14 protein-coding genes and 4 tRNA genes are annotated in these 18803 nt (G+C 34.8%); 10 read left to right on the forward strand and 8 right to left on the reverse strand.

Annotated features, from left to right (window positions below):
• Nucleotides 1–86: 86 nt before the first annotated feature.
• The 9 genes from BBI01_RS04535 to BBI01_RS04575 all read left to right on the forward strand — a co-directional run bounded on the left by BBI01_RS04535 (nucleotide 87) and on the right by BBI01_RS04575 (nucleotide 12084).
• Nucleotides 87–833, forward strand: a complete 747-nt coding sequence (locus BBI01_RS04535; protein ID WP_065393508.1) for a glycerophosphodiester phosphodiesterase — start codon at nucleotides 87–89, stop codon at nucleotides 831–833.
• Between the two features lie 452 nt (nucleotides 834–1285).
• The gene (locus BBI01_RS04540) at nucleotides 1286–4258 is read left to right on the forward strand and encodes a SusC/RagA family TonB-linked outer membrane protein (protein ID WP_065393509.1); all 2973 of its coding nucleotides are present in this window, start codon (nucleotides 1286–1288) and stop codon (nucleotides 4256–4258) included.
• Nucleotides 4259–4270: 12 nt separating this feature from the next.
• Nucleotides 4271–5716 (forward strand): SusD/RagB family nutrient-binding outer membrane lipoprotein, encoded by a 1446-nt coding sequence (locus BBI01_RS04545; RefSeq protein WP_065393510.1) that lies wholly within the window; start codon nucleotides 4271–4273, stop codon nucleotides 5714–5716.
• A 47-nt stretch (nucleotides 5717–5763) separates the two neighbouring features.
• Nucleotides 5764–7329, forward strand: a complete 1566-nt coding sequence (locus BBI01_RS04550; protein ID WP_065393511.1) for a calcineurin-like phosphoesterase C-terminal domain-containing protein — start codon at nucleotides 5764–5766, stop codon at nucleotides 7327–7329.
• Nucleotides 7330–7576: 247 nt separating this feature from the next.
• Nucleotides 7577–8290, forward strand: coding sequence for a 3-ketoacyl-ACP reductase (locus tag BBI01_RS04555; RefSeq protein ID WP_065393512.1), 714 nt, complete (start codon nucleotides 7577–7579; stop codon nucleotides 8288–8290).
• A 295-nt stretch (nucleotides 8291–8585) separates the two neighbouring features.
• Nucleotides 8586–9413: a 50S ribosomal protein L11 methyltransferase gene (prmA, locus tag BBI01_RS04560; protein ID WP_065393513.1), complete on the forward strand. Its 828-nt coding sequence runs from the start codon at nucleotides 8586–8588 to the stop codon at nucleotides 9411–9413.
• Between the two features lie 17 nt (nucleotides 9414–9430).
• Nucleotides 9431–10276: an SH3 domain-containing protein gene (locus BBI01_RS04565; protein WP_065393514.1), complete on the forward strand. Its 846-nt coding sequence runs from the start codon at nucleotides 9431–9433 to the stop codon at nucleotides 10274–10276.
• 122 nt (nucleotides 10277–10398) lie between these two features.
• Nucleotides 10399–11031 carry an MgtC/SapB family protein gene (locus tag BBI01_RS04570; protein ID WP_065393515.1) on the forward strand — a complete coding sequence of 211 codons (633 nt, stop codon included), beginning with the start codon at nucleotides 10399–10401 and terminating at the stop codon, nucleotides 11029–11031.
• 435 nt (nucleotides 11032–11466) lie between these two features.
• Nucleotides 11467–12084, forward strand: a complete 618-nt coding sequence (locus tag BBI01_RS04575; protein ID WP_083190014.1) for an SMI1/KNR4 family protein — start codon at nucleotides 11467–11469, stop codon at nucleotides 12082–12084.
• 75 nt (nucleotides 12085–12159) lie between these two features.
• Here BBI01_RS04575 and BBI01_RS04580 read toward each other — a convergent pair whose 3' ends face one another.
• From BBI01_RS04580 to BBI01_RS04605, 5 genes are all read right to left on the reverse strand, one after another.
• Nucleotides 12160–12984: a 5'-nucleotidase, lipoprotein e(P4) family gene (locus BBI01_RS04580; RefSeq protein WP_065393516.1), complete on the reverse strand. Its 825-nt coding sequence runs from the start codon at nucleotides 12982–12984 to the stop codon at nucleotides 12160–12162.
• A gap of 1108 nt (nucleotides 12985–14092) precedes the next feature.
• A tRNA-Arg gene (locus BBI01_RS04590) sits at nucleotides 14093–14166 on the reverse strand.
• Between the two features lie 34 nt (nucleotides 14167–14200).
• Nucleotides 14201–14275: transfer RNA gene (locus tag BBI01_RS04595), tRNA-Pro, on the reverse strand.
• A gap of 105 nt (nucleotides 14276–14380) precedes the next feature.
• Nucleotides 14381–14454: transfer RNA gene (locus BBI01_RS04600), tRNA-Arg, on the reverse strand.
• Nucleotides 14455–14488: 34 nt separating this feature from the next.
• Nucleotides 14489–14563: transfer RNA gene (locus tag BBI01_RS04605), tRNA-Pro, on the reverse strand.
• A gap of 294 nt (nucleotides 14564–14857) precedes the next feature.
• On the opposite strand from BBI01_RS04605, the gene BBI01_RS04610 reads away from it, so the two are divergent.
• Nucleotides 14858–15382: a thermonuclease family protein gene (locus tag BBI01_RS04610; RefSeq protein ID WP_065393518.1), complete on the forward strand. Its 525-nt coding sequence runs from the start codon at nucleotides 14858–14860 to the stop codon at nucleotides 15380–15382.
• A 318-nt stretch (nucleotides 15383–15700) separates the two neighbouring features.
• On the opposite strand, the gene BBI01_RS04615 is transcribed toward BBI01_RS04610, so the two are convergent.
• The 3 genes from BBI01_RS04615 to BBI01_RS04625 are packed head-to-tail and all read right to left on the reverse strand — an operon-like array spanning nucleotide 15701 to nucleotide 18655.
• Nucleotides 15701–16483 carry an ABC transporter permease gene (locus BBI01_RS04615; protein ID WP_065393519.1) on the reverse strand — a complete coding sequence of 261 codons (783 nt, stop codon included), beginning with the start codon at nucleotides 16481–16483 and terminating at the stop codon, nucleotides 15701–15703.
• Nucleotides 16476–17378 carry an ABC transporter ATP-binding protein gene (locus tag BBI01_RS04620; protein WP_065393520.1) on the reverse strand — a complete coding sequence of 301 codons (903 nt, stop codon included), beginning with the start codon at nucleotides 17376–17378 and terminating at the stop codon, nucleotides 16476–16478. The genes BBI01_RS04615 and BBI01_RS04620 overlap by 8 nt, the downstream gene beginning before the upstream one ends.
• On the reverse strand, nucleotides 17378–18655 hold the full coding sequence (locus BBI01_RS04625) for an erythromycin esterase family protein (protein ID WP_065393521.1): 1278 nt from the start codon (nucleotides 18653–18655) through the stop codon (nucleotides 17378–17380). The genes BBI01_RS04620 and BBI01_RS04625 overlap by 1 nt, the downstream gene beginning before the upstream one ends.
• Between the last annotated feature and the right edge of the window lie 148 nt (nucleotides 18656–18803).

Here is an 18803-nt window from a genome sequence, read left to right on the forward strand (position 1 = left end):
TTTTTAAGATGTCCTGTAGGCTTAAATTATAATAACTACCTTTATCAAAAGTTTCAGGACTTTGTTTTAATTATCTAATTTATATTATGAAAAATTTTATCTTAGGGTTAGCAGTTTTAAGTACAGTTTTGATGAAAGCACAAACCCAGATCATTGCACACAGAGGATACTTCCAGGCTCAGCCTCCAACCACGGAAAATTCTATAAAATCATTAGAAAATGCTCAGAAACTTAAAGTATACGGTTCTGAATTTGACGTGAGAATGACTAAAGACGGAATATTGGTCATCAATCATGATGAACACCACGGTAAAATGGAAATTTCCGAAACATCATTCAAAGAATTGGAAGCTTTGAGGTTATCAAACGGTGAAAAGTTCCCAACTTTAAAAGATTATCTGAAACAAGGTAAAAAAGATTCTTCCGTAAAGCTGATTGTAGAAATTAAACCAGCCAAAACACCTGAAATAGAAAACGAAATCACTCAAAAGACGATTAAAATGATCAAGGATATGAAACTGGAGTCTCAAAGTGAATTTATTTCTTTCAGTCTTAATATCTGTAAAGAGATCAAAAAACTGGCACCAGCATTTAAGGTTCAGTATCTGAATGGAGAACTGTCACCGGAGCAGATCAAAAAAGAAGGGTTAGATGGTATGGATTACCACTACAGCGTTTTCCAAAAGAACCCAACATGGATTGCTGAAGCAAAAGCATTGGGGCTTATCACCAATTCATGGACAGTAAACGATCCTGCTATCTACGATGAGTTAAAAAATCAGGGAATAGGATTTGTAACAACCAACATTCCTGAGCAATTGAAAAACAAGTAAAGAATTTTAGCACTCAAGCTAATATTACAAACGAAGGACTAAACATTCCCATCCTTTGGAGGGGTGTCAAAAATTCAAAGAATTTTTGACAGGATGGTTCTTCAGTAACATAATCTACCGTCTGTCTCTTTATAGGGACAGACGGTATTTTTTATACCAAAATCCCCATTTAAAGTAGCTAAATAGATTTTTAAATACTTTTGAAAGTTGTAATATATTGCTAATTAGTATTTTATGTTTTATTATCTCAAGTGAAGACAATAAATATAAGCAAATAAAACGCTAAAATACTGTTAAAAATACTTAATTGCTTAAAGGTTTGTTTATCAGTATTGTATGTAATGTTGTTAAGGATAAATTAATATACTATTCAATAAATATTTAATTAATGTTAAAATATTGTTAAAACCATACCCATAATGTCTGTTTAATTTTGCGCAAACAAAAAGGAAATGCGTAAAGAGACACAAAAGTTGTTGGTTTTGTCGCTGTTAGGATTTTTCAGTGCCACCCTAACGGCTCAGCAGAAAGCTAAAAAAGACACAATCAAAGGACTTGACGAAGTAGTAGTAACTGCTTTGGGAATCAAAAGGCAGGACAAATCATTAGGATATGCCACCCAGACTGTTAAATCTGAAGAAATTCTGAGAACCCAAAACAATAACTGGGCACAGGCTTTAGAAGGGAAAGTGGCTGGTCTGAAAATTCAGACGGCTGGAGCAGGACCATTGGGGACAACCCGTATCACGCTTCGTGGAGACATTTCCATGAACATGGGAAATAATGATGCTCTGATTGTTGTAGACGGCGTTCCTTTGAGTGGAAATAAAACCGGAACCGGAACATCCGCATACGGAGCTGGTTCAGGAGGTGACCTACCTATTGATTACGGAGACAGCTTCAATAGTATTAACCCTGATGATATTGAATCCATCTCTATTCTGAAAGGACCTACGGCAGCAGCATTATATGGCTCAAGAGGTTCAAGGGGAGCAATCATGATCACTACGAAATCCGGGAAAAGTAAAAAAGGAAAAGTTCAGATCAGCTTCAATTCATATTCAAGTTATGATACCGTTCTTAAATGGCCCGATTATCAATATGAATACGGACAGGGAACCCAGCAGAAAGATAAAAACGGAAATTATTACTATTCATACGGAAACTCTGTTGATGGAATCAATACAGGCTCTACAAGTAGTGCTTTCGGACCTAAGTTTGCAGGGCAATACTATTTCCAATACGACCCAACCATAGAAACGCAGGGTACAGAAAGACAGCTTTGGAGACCTTATACCAACAATATCAAAGATTTCTGGCAGGTAGGTTCCAATTATTCAAACAGTTTTGCAATAGAACATTCCAATGAAACAACAGCTTTCAGAACTTCACTTACTTATCTGAAAAATGAATGGATGATGCCTAATACAGGTTTCAACAGATTCAGTGCTGCATTGTCTTTAGATCATAAGCTAAGCAGCAGATTGAAAATAGGAACCAAGATGAACTTTAGTCAGACTAAAAGTGATAATCTTCCGGCAACAGGATACAACAACCAATCAATCTCATATTTCATGATTTTTCAGAATCCGAACGTAGATTTGGCTTGGTATAAACCTATCTGGAAAAAAGGACAAGAACAGCTTGAGCAGGTTCACCCTTTCAGCTCTTACATTGATAACCCTTATCTGATTGCCTATGAAAACCTGAACGGAACCAATAAAAAAACGATTACAGGAAATATTAATATCAGTTACCAGCTGGCAAAAAACCTTGATGTAGTTTATAAAACCGGATTGGAATGGAACAATGAACTTCGTACCCAAAGAAGACCGTGGAGCTCTGCAAATTACGCGAAAGGCTTCTACAGAGAACAACATATCAGATACATGGATCTGAATAACGATGTATTATTTACCTATAAAAATAAATTTGGAAACCTTGGATTCACAGCTTCTGCCGGAGGAAACATCAGATATCATGAATACACCATGAATGATTACAGAGCCAACGGACTGAATAAAGTAGGGCTTTACCAGCTTTCTAATGGGATACAAGTGGAATATAAGCTGCCAAAACCAAACGATAAGCAGGTAAATAGTGTTTATGCATTGGCAAACTTGAGCTATAAAGACATGATATTCCTGGATGTGACGGCAAGAAACGACTGGAGTAGTACATTACCTAGTCAGAATAGATCGTATTTTTATCCATCAGTAGCATCATCTTTTGTTCTTTCTGATATCTTTAAAATAAAATCAGATCAATTAAACTTCTGGAAGCTGAGGTTATCGTGGTCCCAGGTAGGAAATGATACTTACACTTATATGCTTGATAAGTATTATGAAAACAGCTCATTTGTGGGGTCAGTAGAATCTCCTTTACTATTCCAGAATCCGAATCTTAGACCGGAAATGATCACCAATATCGAAGGAGGAATGGATTTTACAGTTCTTAAAAACCGACTGACATTCAATTTTACTGCATATCAGAACAATTCTAAAGACCAATCTGTTATTATCCCAATGTTATACGAAACAGGTTACAACAAAAGGATTATCAATTCCGGAGAGTTAAGAAACAGAGGAATTGAAATGACTTTGAATGTCTATCCAATCAAGAATAAAAATTTCTCATGGAACGTGAATGCCAACTGGTCTATGAACAGAAACAAAATCCTTTCCCTTCCTGAAGAATTCCAGGGAAAACCTTATACCATGGGAAGTGTAGGAAGTGTAGTGTTTTATAATGCTGTAGTCGGAGGTTCATTAGGAGATATTTACGGAGCAGGATTAGTTTATTCACCAGACGGGCAGGTAGTTTATGATAAAGATGGATTAACATTAAAATCAACAGATGTCAATAAAATAGGAAACGCTTATCCAAAATGGAGAGCAGGTCTTCAAAATGAATTTAGATATAAAAATATTTCTGTTAGTTTCTCCTTTGACGGACAATATAAAGGAATGGCATATTCACACTCTCATCATAAGATGTCTGAACAAGGGAAACTTACCCATACATTGGCTGGAAGAGACAATCCGGGTGGTTTGATCGTAGGACAGGGTGTCGTTCAGAATCCTGACGGAAGTTTTTCACCTAATACAAAAGGAGTTTCCGTTTCCAGTTATTATGGAGATTATTACAGAAGAGCCAATGTGGAAACCAATTCATTTGATACCTCATTCATTAAGCTGAGAGATGCAAGAATCTCTTATTCTTTCCCTAAATCCATTGTTGAACCTTTAAAAGTTACCGATATCACCCTTGCTTTATTCGGAAGAAACCTTTGGATGTGGACCAAGTTCCCATTATTCGATCCGGAAGCAGCTACATTGGATGATTCTACCATTGTGCCGGGAGTTGAAATGGGGCAATTGCCTCAGGCAAGAACCGTGGGAATTCAGTTAAATGTTAAATTCTAAAAATCAGAAAAAATGAAAAAACTAATCTATATATGTTCATTCCTTGCCCTTGTAAGCAGCATTGTTTCTTGCGACAGAAATCTTGATGAAATCAATAAAGACACAAGCCGGATAAATGAGCCTGTAGCCAGTGCTTTACTGGTTCCTATTCAGTATAATATGGCAGCTGTGGGATACAACAGAGCAAACGATTTTACCTTTGATATTATGCAGGTCTCTCTGGATTTTCCAAGCGAGGGAAATTCATTAAGTCGTTATTACGTGACAGAAAATACAGGAAATGGCTTCTGGAACAACTCTTACCGATGGTTGAAGCAGGTTGATGACCTTAAAAAGGCAGCTACATCAGAAGGTGATAAAAACTACCTGGCAATATCAATGGTTTTGAATGCATGGATCTATTCTAATCTGACGGATACCTATGGAGATATTCCCTTTTCACAAGCTTCAAACCTAGACGGGATGATCATGAAGCCTAGATTTGATAAGCAGAAAAATATTTATATCCAGTTATTAGACGATTTAAAAGCAGCAAACTCTCTTTTTGTCAATAAAACCCTTACCGGAGGAGATCTATTCTTCAAGGCAGATACAGACGTCAACGGAATTATCAATTGGAAAAAGTTCTGTAATTCTCTTTCATTGAGGCTTTTAACAAGGATTTTAAACAAAGACGGAGAAGTAAACGTAAAAGAAAGAATTCAGGAGATCATGAATAACCCTACCGTTTATCCGATTTTCCAAAATAATACAGACGGTGTAAAAGTGGATATTACAGGGATTTTTCCATTGATGCCTCCTATAGCAAGATATCAAGATTTTACAACAGGAAGAGCCGTTTCAGAATTCTTTTTAAATGCTTTGAAAGCCAATAATGATCCACGTGGTCCTATGTTTTTTACTCAGGCAAAAGATTTAAAAGGAAATAATATCGGTTATTTCGGAGCACCGTCAGGATACGCTTTCGGAACAGTATTTAATGTTCAGCCATCCAATTTCAATCAGGCTCTTGCCAAAGCTCCTCTAAAAATTTTTGTGTATCCATACGCAGAACTTCAGTTTACGCTTGCCGAGCTTGCTTTTAAAGGAATTATTCAGGGAAGTGCAAAAACATACTATGAAAATGGAGTAAGAGCCTCTGTAGAACAATGGGGAACCGTAGTGCCTGCAAATTATTTCGATAATCCTGTGGTGGCATACGGAGAAGGTGGAATGAAGAAAATTATGCTTCAGAAATACATCGCTCTTTTCTTTGTAGATCAGCAGCAATGGTTTGAAAAAAGAAGAACCGGATTCCCTGAGCTTCCAAATAACGGCGGACTTTTAAATGACGGAAATCTTCCTCAAAGATTAATGTATCCTCCCAACTCAAGAGTTTTAAACCCGGAAAATTATCAGGACGCAGTTCAGCAAATGGGCGGTGATAATATCAATGTAAAAGTGTGGTGGAGTAAATAAATTCAATAACAAAAAAATAAAAAATGAGTATCAATATAAAACTTTTAATGCCATGTATGCTGGTTTCCGCAATGGCATTCTCACAATCTTCTGTCTCAGGATATGTATTCGAAGACACTAATAAAAACCAAAAGAAAGAAAACCGCGAAAAGGGAATCGAAGGAGTTGCTGTTTCCAATGGTGTTCAGGTCGTATTGACTGATAAAAACGGACGTTACAGCTTACCTGTTCAGGAAGATCAGACCATTTTTGTTATCAAACCGTCAGGATACCAAACCGCTTTGAATAGTAATAATCTTCCTCAATTTTATTACCATCATAAACCAAAAGGTTCTCCGGCAGATTTCAAATACAAAGGAGTAGCTCCAACAGGAAATCTTCCCAAAGAATTGAATTTTCCATTATACAAACAGATTGAAAATAAAACTTTCGATATTCTGGTGTTCGGAGATCCGCAGCCTTACACAGAAAAAGAATTGGATTACTTCAGAAGAGGAATTGTAAATGAAGTTAAAAATACTAAGAAAAATGCGGTATTGGGAATCAGTTTAGGTGACCTTGTTGGAGACAACTTAAGCCTACAGAAACCTTACGCAGACGTGATGAAAGAAGTAGGGTTACCCTGGTATAATGTGATGGGAAACCACGACATGAATTATGATGCAAAAGAAGATCAACTTTCAGATGAAACCTTTGAATCTAATTTCGGTCCCGCCAATTACTCTTTTAATTATGGTAATGTACATTTCATTATCCTTGATGATATTCTTTATCCCGATCCAAGAGACGGAAAAGGGTACTGGGGTGGTTTCCGTGAAGATCAGCTTCAGTTTATAGAAAATGATCTTAAATTGGTAGATAAAAACAAACTGATCGTCATCTCTTTCCATATTCCGCTGGAACATCAAAACGAAGACAGTTTCAGAAATGCAGACCGTCAGAAATTATTCGATTTCCTGAACCCTTTCCAGAATGTATTGCTTTTATCAGCACATACACATATTCAGCAACAGATTTTCTACGGGAAAAAAGAAGGTTGGAATGGTATAAAAGAATTGCATGAATACAACGTTGGTACCACTTGCGGAGACTGGTATTCAGGAACTCCGAACGAAGAAGGGTTACCTACCTCAACGATGAGAGACGGAACGGCAAAAGGATATTCATTCATCAGTTTTAACGATAATCAATATAAAGTAAAGTACAAAACAGCCGGAAAACCGGACGATTATCAAATCAAATTATATGTTCCGAAAGTAATTCCGTTCCCTTCAAAAACCTCAGCAAAAATTTTGGCTAATTTCTTTATGGGAAGCAAAAAAGACAAAGTAGAATACAGAATAGACAACGGAAAATGGGAGGAAATGGGATATGACGAAACCATAGATCCGAATTTTGCCCTTTCTGTCTTCCAATGGGATACAACAGAGAAAATTCTTGAAGGAAGAAGACCTTCCAACCCTGAAATGTCAAAACATATCTGGGAAGCAGATTTCCCTAAAAAATTAACACTGGGAAAACATAAAGTTGAGGTCAGAGCCACAGATATGTATGGAAATCAGTTCTCAGCATCAGAAGAATTTGAAACGCAGAACGCTATCCAGATTCCTTAAGTTTTCATTTTTTTACTATACTTTTTTTAGATTTTGAAGCCGGTTCATCATGAGCCGGTTTTGTGTTTTGATGAAAATTTTAAATTTTCATAAGCCTAAGTGTGCTTCTTAAGAGTATACATCTCGACTTATATTTTACTTAAATGTTTGTAACGATCTAAAACCATTAAAAAACTATTAAATATTTATTCTTTCCACATCATAAAAATGTTCTTTCGTAACTTTGTATCATAAAAGTATTACTACTATGAATATAAACGGAAAAAATGCCATTGTAACAGGTGGTGGAAGAGGATTAGGTAAAGCCGTAGCTTTAGCTTTGGCAAATGAAGGAGTAAACGTTGCCATTACAGGAAGAAACGAAGAAAATCTTAAAAATACAGTTGATGAAATTCAGAAATTAGGAGTAAATTCAGCTTATGCAATATTCTCTATTGATGATGAAGCAGCTGTAAAAGCGGGAATTGAAACTTTAGCTGAAAAATTAGGCGGAGTAGATATCCTTGTGAACAATGCAGGAATCGGTGACTTCGGAAGCATTGAAGATATGCCTTCTGAAACATGGGAGCAAGTGATTAAAACTAACCTATTCGGAGTGTATTATGCTGCAAAGGCAGTTCATCCATTTATGAAAGCTAAAGGGGAAGGAGATATCGTAAACGTAGCTTCTACTGCAGGATTAAAAGGAGGTCCAAATATGTCTGCTTATGCCGCTTCAAAAGCTGCCGTAGTTTCTTTGTCTCAATCTATGATGGCAGAATGGAGAAAACAGAATATCCGTGTGATTACCTTGACACCAAGTACAATTGCTTCAGATATGAGCATCCAGGGTGGACTTACAGACGGAAATCCAGACAAAGTTTTACAACCTGAAGACTTCGCAGAATGGGTAAGAGATATCCTGAAAATGAACAGAAGAGCATTAATTGCAAATGGTTCTATTTTCTCTACAAATCCATAAAAGCGTTTAAGGTTTAAAGTTGTCATATAACAACTTATTCAATTTTAAATGATAGGTAAAGAAATTCAATAGAAGCGGGCTTTAGCCCGCTTTATTTATAATATTTATTTCCAATGGCTTTAGCCAAAACCTAAAAAAAACTGCGTCATCAGCACAATTTGCGAGAGATAAAAATTCAATAGAAATCGGCTTTATCCATCCAACAAAATATAAAATCCACCAGCGTTACCCAAAACTTATCCATTCCATTTTTTTAACCGTAATAACATTAGTATTTTTGCAACAAATTATTCATATGCAAAATTATTTAGAATTCAATTTCAAGATTACTCCATTGCAACCTTGGAACGAGATATTAATGGCAGAACTTATCGAGATAGGTTTTGACAGCTTTACAGAAGAAATTCACGGAATTTTAGGATATATTCAGACTGATTTATTTAATGAAGATCAGCTTAAGGCACTTCCGATCTTTGAAAATGAAAACGTAAAAATCGAGTATTCTTTTGAAGAAATGCCGAACATCAACTGGAATGAAGAGTGGGAAAAGAACTTTTCACCTATTAATATTGATGATAAAGTATTGATCAGAGCAGAATTCCACGAATCGGTACCTGGAATGCATGAAATTATTATTCAGCCTAAAATGTCATTCGGAACAGGGCATCACCCGACAACTCACCTGATGATCCAGCAGATAATGGATATTGACTTCAATGGAAAGAAAGTCTTAGACATGGGATGCGGAACTTCGGTATTGGCAATCTATGCAAAACAACAGGGTGCCGGAGATACCAAAGCAATCGATATCGATGAATGGTCTGTAGAAAACTCAAAAGAAAATGCAGTAAGAAATAATGTTGAACTTGATATTGAACAAGGAACAGCAGACAACTTAGGAAATGAAAACTACGATATTATTTTAGCAAATATCAACAGAAATATCCTGATCTCAGATATCCCTACTTATGTTTCAGTACTAAACGAAGGTGGAAAATTATTGCTTTCAGGACTTTGTTTCTTTGATGTAGATGATATTCTGGAAGTATGCAAAGAAAGTGGACTTACATTGAAGAAGCAATTGCAGAGAGAAGAATGGGTAAGCCTGTTGCTTGAAAAATAAAAAAACTAAATACAAATATGAAAACCTTATTGACGGCTTTATTATTACTGACGCTGCAATTATTGACAGCACAGGAAAATGAAGTATATGCAGACGGAGTTTTTAATTTCACAGAAAATAAAAGCCAGAAGATCTTTACAGACTGGACAAGGATAAGGAAAGAACCGGGAGTAAATGCTCAGATCATAGACTCATTGCAGTCTAATCAGCAGGTGATGATCCTTCAAAAAGAAGAAACTGTTCCGGTATTGCAGCTGGGAGAAAGAAAAGCCAATTGGTATAAAGTTTCTTATCAGAAAGGAGATGTAATGTCTGAAGGTTATATTTGGGGAGGTAATCTGTGTGTTGGTTTTCGAAATAAAAATGGTTATGACTTCCTTTTTGGATTATCAAAAACCATTGATAAGAAAACCAAACCACTGAACGAAATTGAAAAACAGAATATTGCCGGAATCAAAGTGATGGAAGGAAGTATATTGATTGATGAGGTATATTTTGATACAGGAAAAGGAGAGGAGTTGAGTTTTGCATCATTTAATATTGAAAGTAATCATAAATTAGAAAATGTAGAGCTTACATTAAAAGCAATGGTGTCCGGTGAAGCTTGTGGAATCGCAACTTATGATCAGTATGTTCTTTTTAGAGATAAAAAATTAGTTGCCCTTCCTCAGTTGATGAACGTAGGAGATGCCGGAGCTTATTACCATAGCGAAGAATATGTTTTTCCTAATGATAAAGGAGGAGTTGCCAATACATTTATTCTTAAAGTAGAAGACATGGAGGTAGATGAAAAAGAAAGAGAAAAGAAAAAACACTTTTCGAAAACCTATCTTTGGAATGGAAGTTCTTATAAATTAAAATAAGACTGTTTTCATCAAAAAATATCAAACCGTTGTAACCTTACAACGGTTTTTTGCTTTTTAAAAATGAAGCCTTTCCCAATTAAAAAAAATCAAATACATTTAAAAAAGAAAAAAATCAATAAATGAATCTATTTGAAGATTTACTTCCTATTCTGTTTTCAGTTTTCGTAGGTGGTATCATTGGAATTGAAAGAGAATATCAATTAAAGTCTGCGGGGCTTCGTACCATGATATTAGTAACCTTAGGAGCCTGTATTTTTACAATGCTTTCCATGAATTTGGGAGAAACCGGAAGTCCGGATCGTATTGCTGCCAATATTATTACAGGAATAGGTTTTGTAGGAGCAGGAGTAATCTTTAAAGAAGATAACAGAGTTTCCGGGCTTACAACAGCCGTTACCATTTGGATCTGTGCTGCATTGGGAATGACGATTGGAGCCGGATATTATCAGGAGGCTACCATAGGTTCAGTAGTTGTATTTCTCTTGCTTATCATGTTCAAATACATTCAGGATATTATTGATAGGATAAGCACAAGGTACACCTACCAGATCACTCTTCCTTATGAAGATGGAGTAGTGGAAAAATATGAAAGCCTTTTTAAAGAATACGGTTTGAAATCAATCAGAGGAAAACAAGCTAGAAATGGAGAAAAATATACCATCATCTGGAGAGTACAGGGAGCCAGAAAAAATCATGAAATCTGTACAAAAATATTATTAAATGATACAACGATAGAAGAGTTTAAATTCTAATCATAAATAGCCTTTACACCATGTAAGGGCTTTTCTTTTAATGAAAATAAAAATAGGACTGGTTAATACCAATCCTACCCAAACATGATTAAGTGTATAGTTTTAGCCATAAATGGCTACAAGGAATATAAAGTTGCACAAAAAGATTTTTATTGATCCTTAATCAATGTTTCCTTAAAATCATAAATTAAACTAACTTTTCAGGCTTCCTGTTAAGGTTTACCGTTGTAAATGTAGTAGGAAAAGCCATTCCCTCCGATAAAACTTAAGTTGATCCTGCAAAATGAACCTGTGAAACGGATTTTTAATGCGATGAAACGTATGTAGAACAAAGATTGATGTAAGGCAGATTGCTTTTAGAAGCATTAAAGTTTTATGAATTTTATTTATTAGCTTTAAAATCAATTGATTATTTTAGAAATTAAAATATCAATCATGGAAGAAAATTTTAGAACTATCGAGAAATGGCTCAACGAAAATGCTCCAAAAATTGTAAAGAATTCCTTACAGGCTCCAATAGCAGAAAGGCAATGGGAAACGTTTTTTAAACTTATTGAAAAGAATTTACCTGATGATTTTAAACACCTTTACTTATGGCATAACGGAATGAATGATGATGAAAATGTAGGAAGTCTGTTTTATGGGATGAGCTTTTATTCAATGGATGAGGTTCTGCAGAATCACGAAGGAAGAAGTGAGGAGAGAATAGCTTTAAAAAAATGGGATAAAGAAATTAAGCCAGAGAATATCAATAACCCCTATTGGATAAGATTTGCTTTTGATGGAGCGCATACAGGGTTATATCTCGATCTTGATCCAAATAATGAAGGAACGTATGGACAGGTTATTTTTATTGATGATGAATATGAAGCAGGAATATTGGTAGCAAATTCCGTTCGTGATCTTGTTTGTCAGTTTACCAAAGACCTGGAACAGGGGCTGTATCACCTCCATGAAGATGCCTTAGAAGACGGAAACCACTTTCTGGAAGCAGATGACTCTATTGATATTATTAACTGGCAGGATAGCGTGAAATGGAACCGTTTTGATTAAAAAATCAATACGTTTAAATAAAAATGTCTGAACAGCTATATTACCTGTTCAGACATCTTCTACTCATGATTTATATTAAGGATTAGCTTTAACAGCATTATACATCATTGAATCTTTCTGTTGTTTAGTATAATCGTATTTATAATTATAGAATGAAGCCTCCCAGTCTCCATATCCCACGTTCGGAATAATAATGAATTTTTTACCAAAATCTTCCGCTGAATTTTTCACTGCATTTGAACGTTCAGCCTCAGATTTCTTATCAAATATGGCTGAAAAGTCCGCAAGGTTATCTCCCAATAATAAAACGATATTGTAATTTTTTGCAATATCTTTTCTTCTTGTTTCCTTACTGCTTTCTTTTGAACGAAGAATCAGATTGGAATCATTTTGGATAGGAAAATTATACTTTTTTAAGTTTTTTAATGTTCCTTCACGCTCTTGCTCTACACGATTCGTAACATAAAAGACCTGTATTCCTTTACTGGCTGCATATTGATAAAATTCCTGAGAACCGGTAAGTGGTTTTGCAATTCCTTTTGAAGTCCATTCTTCCCATGTTTTCTGATCATAATCCTTTCCCATTTTAGAACGCTCTACAGCATAATAGGAATTATCTAAAAAAGTTTCATCAATATCGGATACAATAGCCAAAGGTTTTTCAGATTTCTGTGCTAAAGCTTCATCCAAACGAAGTTTCCCAATATTATATGCCTGTAGACATAATGCTTCATATTCCGCAGCTCGTTGCTGATAAAATGCAGCATATAATTTCCCATCACGCCCAAGATTTTCATAAGGAGTATTTTGAGTAGCATTTTTAGAAACCTGAGTTGCTGTCTGACACGATATAACCGAAGCGAATAAAGCGCTTGCGATAATGAGTTTGAAATTTTTCATTGAATTTAAAATAGGAGATACAAAATTACAATAATTTTCTATGTTTATACTCCATACATAATCAGTAAAAATGTTTGAATAATCAATATAGGTTTTCAGACATTTTGCAGATTATTGTTAAATTGTCTATAATATGTATCTTGAAAATGTGTTGTTGGAAATGAAAAAAGTCTCTGATACAGAGACTTTTTATAAAGTGAGCGCGAAAGGATTCGAACCTTTGATCGTTCCGATTTGTAATCGGAATGCTCTATGGTTTTAGCTTCGCAAATTTTTCTATATGGTTATTAAAAACAAAAAAGACTCACAAAAACTGTGAGTCTAAAGTGAGCGCGAAAGGATTCGAACCTTTGACCGTTCCGATTAGTAATCGGAATGCTCTATTGTTTGAGCTTCGCAAATTTTTCTATATAATTATAAAAAACAAAAAAGACTCACAAAAACTGTGAGTCTAAAGTGAGCGCGAAAGGATTCGAGACTTTGACCGTTCCGATTAGTAATCGGAATGCTCTATTGTTTGAGCTTCGCAAATTTTTTCTATATAATTATAAAAAACAAAAAAGACTCACAAAAACTGTGAGTCTAAAGTGAGCGCGAAAGGATTCGAGACTTTAACCGTTCCGATTAGTAATCGGAATGCTCTATTGTTTTAGCTTCGCAAATTTTTCTATATAATTATAAAAAACAAAAAAGACTCACAAAAACTGTGAGTCTAAAGTGAGCGCGAAAGGATTCGAGACTTTGACCGTTCCGATTAGTAATCGGAATGCTCTATTGTTTGAGCTTCGCAAATTTTTCTATATAATTATAAAAAACAAAAAAGACTCACAAAAACTGTGAGTCTAAAGTGAGCGCGAAAGGATTCGAGACTTTGACCGTTCCGATTAGTAATCGGAATGCTCTATTGTTTGAGCTTCGCAAATTTTTCTATATAATTATAAAAAACAAAAAAGACTCACAAAAACTGTGAGTCTAAAGTGAGCGCGAAAGGATTCGAGACTTTGACCGTTCCGATTAGTAATCGGAATGCTCTATTGTTTGAGCTTCGCAAATTTTTTCTATATGATTATAAAAACAAAAAAGACTCACAAAAACTGTGAGCCTAAAGTGAGCGCGAAAGGATTCGAACCTTTGACCGTCTGCTTAGAAGGCAGATGCTCTATCCAGCTGAGCTACGCACCCATTAAATAGTTTTTGAGAAAACTATTAAAAACTGTCGGGGCGGCAGGATTCGAACCTGCGACCTCCTGGTCCCAAACCAGGCGCGATGACCGGACTACGCTACGCCCCGATAAGGTCATCTTAAATGAATTTTACTTCATTCTGTCAATTTTACAAAGCAATAAATGCTTTCAAAAATCTAAATAAATTTACAAAAAAAATGTAAATTATTCTGTGAGCGCGAAAGGATTCGAACCTTTGACCGTCTGCTTAGAAGGCAGATGCTCTATCCAGCTGAGCTACGCACCCATTAAATAGTTTTTGAGAAAACTATTAAAAACTGTCGGGGCGGCAGGATTCGAACCTGCGACCTCCTGGTCCCAAACCAGGCGCGATGACCGGACTACGCTACGCCCCGATTGATCGTCATCAGTAACGAATTTTATTCGTTTTTGCGGTTGCAAAGGTACAATACTTTTTCAAATAAAAAAATAAATTTTAAGATAATTTTTAATTAAATCTCTGCATTTTTTTTTTGATAACTTTACTTGATTAATAACCATGGATTTAGGTTGTTCGGGAAAAAATGATTTTTTTTCTGTCATTAGCGCTGATTAGAGTACTTGTCAGTCTTTAATTCTAAATTTCAATAAAATCAAGCTTTCTTATTATTCTTCATTTTTCCTTCTCGATCAATCCCTATATTTGCCAAATGAAACGATTAATGTTGATGAGCTTGCTTTTCCCAGCAATTCTATTTTCCCAGACAAGCGGAAAAGTAATCAAAGTATCAGATGGAGATACAATTACAATACTTTTAAAAGGTAATAAACAGAAGAAACTTAGATTGGCAGACGTTGATTGTCCGGAAAACGGTCAGGCGTTCGGTAAAAATGCCAAACAATTCACCTCTGGGCAGGTATTCGGAAAAACGGTTAAGTTTACTGAAACCAGTACAGATCGATATGGGCGTTCCATTGCCAAAGTATATTATGATAAAGACAAATACTTATCTAAAGAGCTGATAAAGGCAGGAATGGGATGGTGGTACTTTTCGTACTCAAAGGATAATTCTTTAGGTAAGTTACAGGAGAAAGCCCAACAGAATAAGATTGGTCTTTGGCAGGATGTTCATGCTATGGCTCCATGGGATTATAGGAAAATGAAACGGGAACAATCGAAAAATAAAAAAATAGAAGCTTCTAAAGCCCAAACAAAAACTAATAAAGCTGTATAAAACAAAACCCTTACAATGTGAATTGTAAGGGTTTTTATTGTTGATGTTTTTAGGTATTTTATTGATTGATGACGAAAGGACCGCATATGCATTGGCGTGCAGTGTCACACATGCCGCGTTCTAAGCCAATAGAAATACAGTAACTGTTGCATTCAGATTGATCGCATCCAGGAGGTATACCTCCTGCTAAAATACTTTTCATGTCATTCCTTTGAAGAGCTTTGTTTTGTTTTTTAAATGTTTTCATGGTATTTGTTTTTAGTATTAGTAAATATATAAAATATTGTGCTCTATTCCTGGGATTATAATTGAATTGTCTTAAATACTTTTCTTTTTGGTAAACAGAAAGAAGTTAATGCCTGTAAAAATGAAAATCGCTGCAATATTACAGTAGTCAAGCCTTTCAAAAGTAATATTTTCATTCATGATATTAATATAAGACTTGTAGCCACCTGTATAAATCAGAAAATCAGAGAAATCTTTCTGATAAACAATAACTGAAAATATGAGCATAAACATACTGATTCCTATTGGATAAATGAAGTTTTTGAAGATCAGACTTAAAGTAAGTTGTACCATAGAAATTGCAGAAAGAGTAATGGCGAACTTCAAAAATGTATAAAATATAACCTCCCTGAAATCATAATTCTGAAAACCAAGTTCTGGGAAAATAATACTTAAAAGGTATCCACTTAACAGAAAAAAAACATAAGACAGAAGTATAGAAAAGAGAACGGTAATGAGAATGAATATGGTCTTGGAAAAGAATATTTTAGTCTTTGAAACGGGAATAGTGAAAAGGATTTTATAGTTGTTATTCCTATATTCTACATCACAACATGCGTGTACAAAAAGAGATACAAGGATAGGGTATAAGAGATAAAAAAACATGAATACAATTCTTCCCAGTGTCATTTTCCATGGATTCATTGTTCCTTCTGCCACATCAATACCAGATTTTAATACATCGTAAATTATATAGATATTAACTGCAAGAATGATAACTATTGGAATGAGAAGCACTCCGAAAATTTCTCTGTTTTTCGAAAGCTTATATTGCTCGGAAGAAAATGCTTTATAAAATGTATTGGTATTAGACATTTTTTTTAGAAATTAAATTAATAAAGATCTGTTCAAGATTAGTATTTTGAGATTCTACTTCATAGATTTCAATTTCATTACTGATCAGGTTTTTTAGCAATGAATTAAATTCTTTGTCATCCGTGATTTTAACTGATATTTTATTTGAATTATGTAAAGTAGGAGCAAAAGAGTTTTGTAAAATGATCATAGCTTTTTCTACACAATCTACTTTCAGAACAACATTTTTTTCTACTTTATTCAAAAGGTCATTTTTAGTTCCCTGGAAGATCATGCTTCCTTCTTCAATAATTCCGATATGGGTAGCAATTTTTTCAAGTTCACTCAATATATGACTTGATAGAAAAATAGTCTTTCCCTCACTGTTCAAATGCTGGAAAAGCTTTCTCATCTCAAAAATACCCTGCGGATCAAGCCCGTTAAGAGGTTCATCCAGAATCAAAAGCTGTGGGTCATTGTAAATTGCCATGGCAATTCCGAGACGTTGTTTCATACCCATTGATAAAGCGCTCGCTTTCTTTTTCTTCTCATTTTCCAAGCCAACAAGTTCAAGTACTTCATCAATTCTTGTATTGCCTTTGTGGTAGATAATGTCAAGGTATTTTAGATTCTCAAAAACAGTAAGTTTCGTATAAAAACAAGGAGACTCAATCAGATTTCCGGTCACAGCAAGGATTTCTGTACGACTTTGTTTTAAACTTTTATTTTGAATAAAAATATTATCACCATGCGTTTCTAAAAGTCCTAAAAGAAGTTTGATTGTAGTAGATTTTCCAGCTCCGTTTCTTCCCAGGTAACCATAAATGCTACCTTCCGGAATAGTAAGGTTTATATTGTTTAAAATAGTTTTAGAACCTATCGTATAGCTAAGATTTTGAGTCGTAATACTATCCATTATTTCTTGATTGGGGTTAAATATGTATTGGTATCTATAAAAAATATCCCGTCCATAAAATGGCTCCATATTTTATTTTGGTCTGCTCCCTGATTGATGGTAGAAATAAATTCTTTCTTTAAATAAGAACTGGTAGGTATATTTCTAAGGTCCATAATGAAGTAAGGAGTTTTCATTTCATGGAAAATATTTTCTACAGCTAGTTTTCCTGGTTTATCGGTAAGGTTTTTGGATGGACTTAATTTGGCATAGGACGAAAAATCAAGCATGTAGGAAGTCTTTCCATATCTTTCTTTAATATATGAGCCCAATGGACGATAGTTTTTATTGTATGGAGCGGAAAACGTGTGAATATTAGCGCACCATACAATGATTTTTTCTTTGGGATACACAGAATCTATCTGTCGAATCAGATTTTTAGCCATTAATGAATCCCTGAAATGCATACTTTTCATAGATCCAGGTTCGTATTTCCATGCTTTATTGAAGTTATTTCTAATATCATTAAAGTACTTTGTATAGATATCATTTTCCGGATTCTTTTTTAATTGTGAAACAATACCTTCAAATTGACTGATTTCTTTGAGTAAATCTTTTTTCTGTTTTTCGTTCAAAAGCCTATTAACATAACCCTTATAAACGAAGTTGGGAAGTTCGTTCATATATTTGCTGAAGAGAGGAAAGTTCTTAATAGTGATATTATTTTTGTTGAAAAATTCTTTCAGTAATTTACTTCGTTTTGCTGTTAATGTTTCTCCTGAAAACTGAATGTCAAATCCGCCAAGTTCAATAGGAGAGGAAGATGTTTTATTTTTTTGATAATATTTGATCAAAGGCTGTGTTTCTTTATTGTTCCACCAGAAATTGAAAAGCCCTAATCCGCCTATGGAGTCCAATGGTGTTTTTAATGTCCGATTTTTCATTTCCTCATTCATGATCCAGCAATCGTATTGCCCGGCTTCATAAAGAATAACATTGTACCCTAAGCTTTGATGAAGGTATTGTATCAATCTGCCTTTTGCCTGAAGAGTAGAACCATCGTAATGGGTATTTTCTCCCAGCATTAAAATTCTGTTATCTTTTAGAATGGAATCAAGTGCTTTCAGGTCACGATTGTTCTCGTAATCCATAGAAATACTTTCGATGGGGCGTATGTATTGTTTTGTTTCTGAGAGAATTTTTTGTGTTTCTTTCTGAGGGAGCTCTCTATAAATAATTCTGTTGAGTAGCAGAGCTGAAATTACCAAAGTAATAAAAATGTAAAGTAATTTTTTCATGCATTAAAAATTACACTGTTGTCCATGGGGTATAAGTTTTTTGAAAATCAAATTTAATAAGAAATATCATACGTCTGGGAAAAAGATTTGTAAAGAAAAAGGCTGAAATTGAAATTAATAGTTGAGGTGGCAGAGGAAAAGAAAACTT

The sequence above is a fragment of the Chryseobacterium artocarpi genome (assembly GCF_001684975.1).
Lineage (GTDB): Bacteria > Bacteroidota > Bacteroidia > Flavobacteriales > Weeksellaceae > Chryseobacterium > Chryseobacterium artocarpi.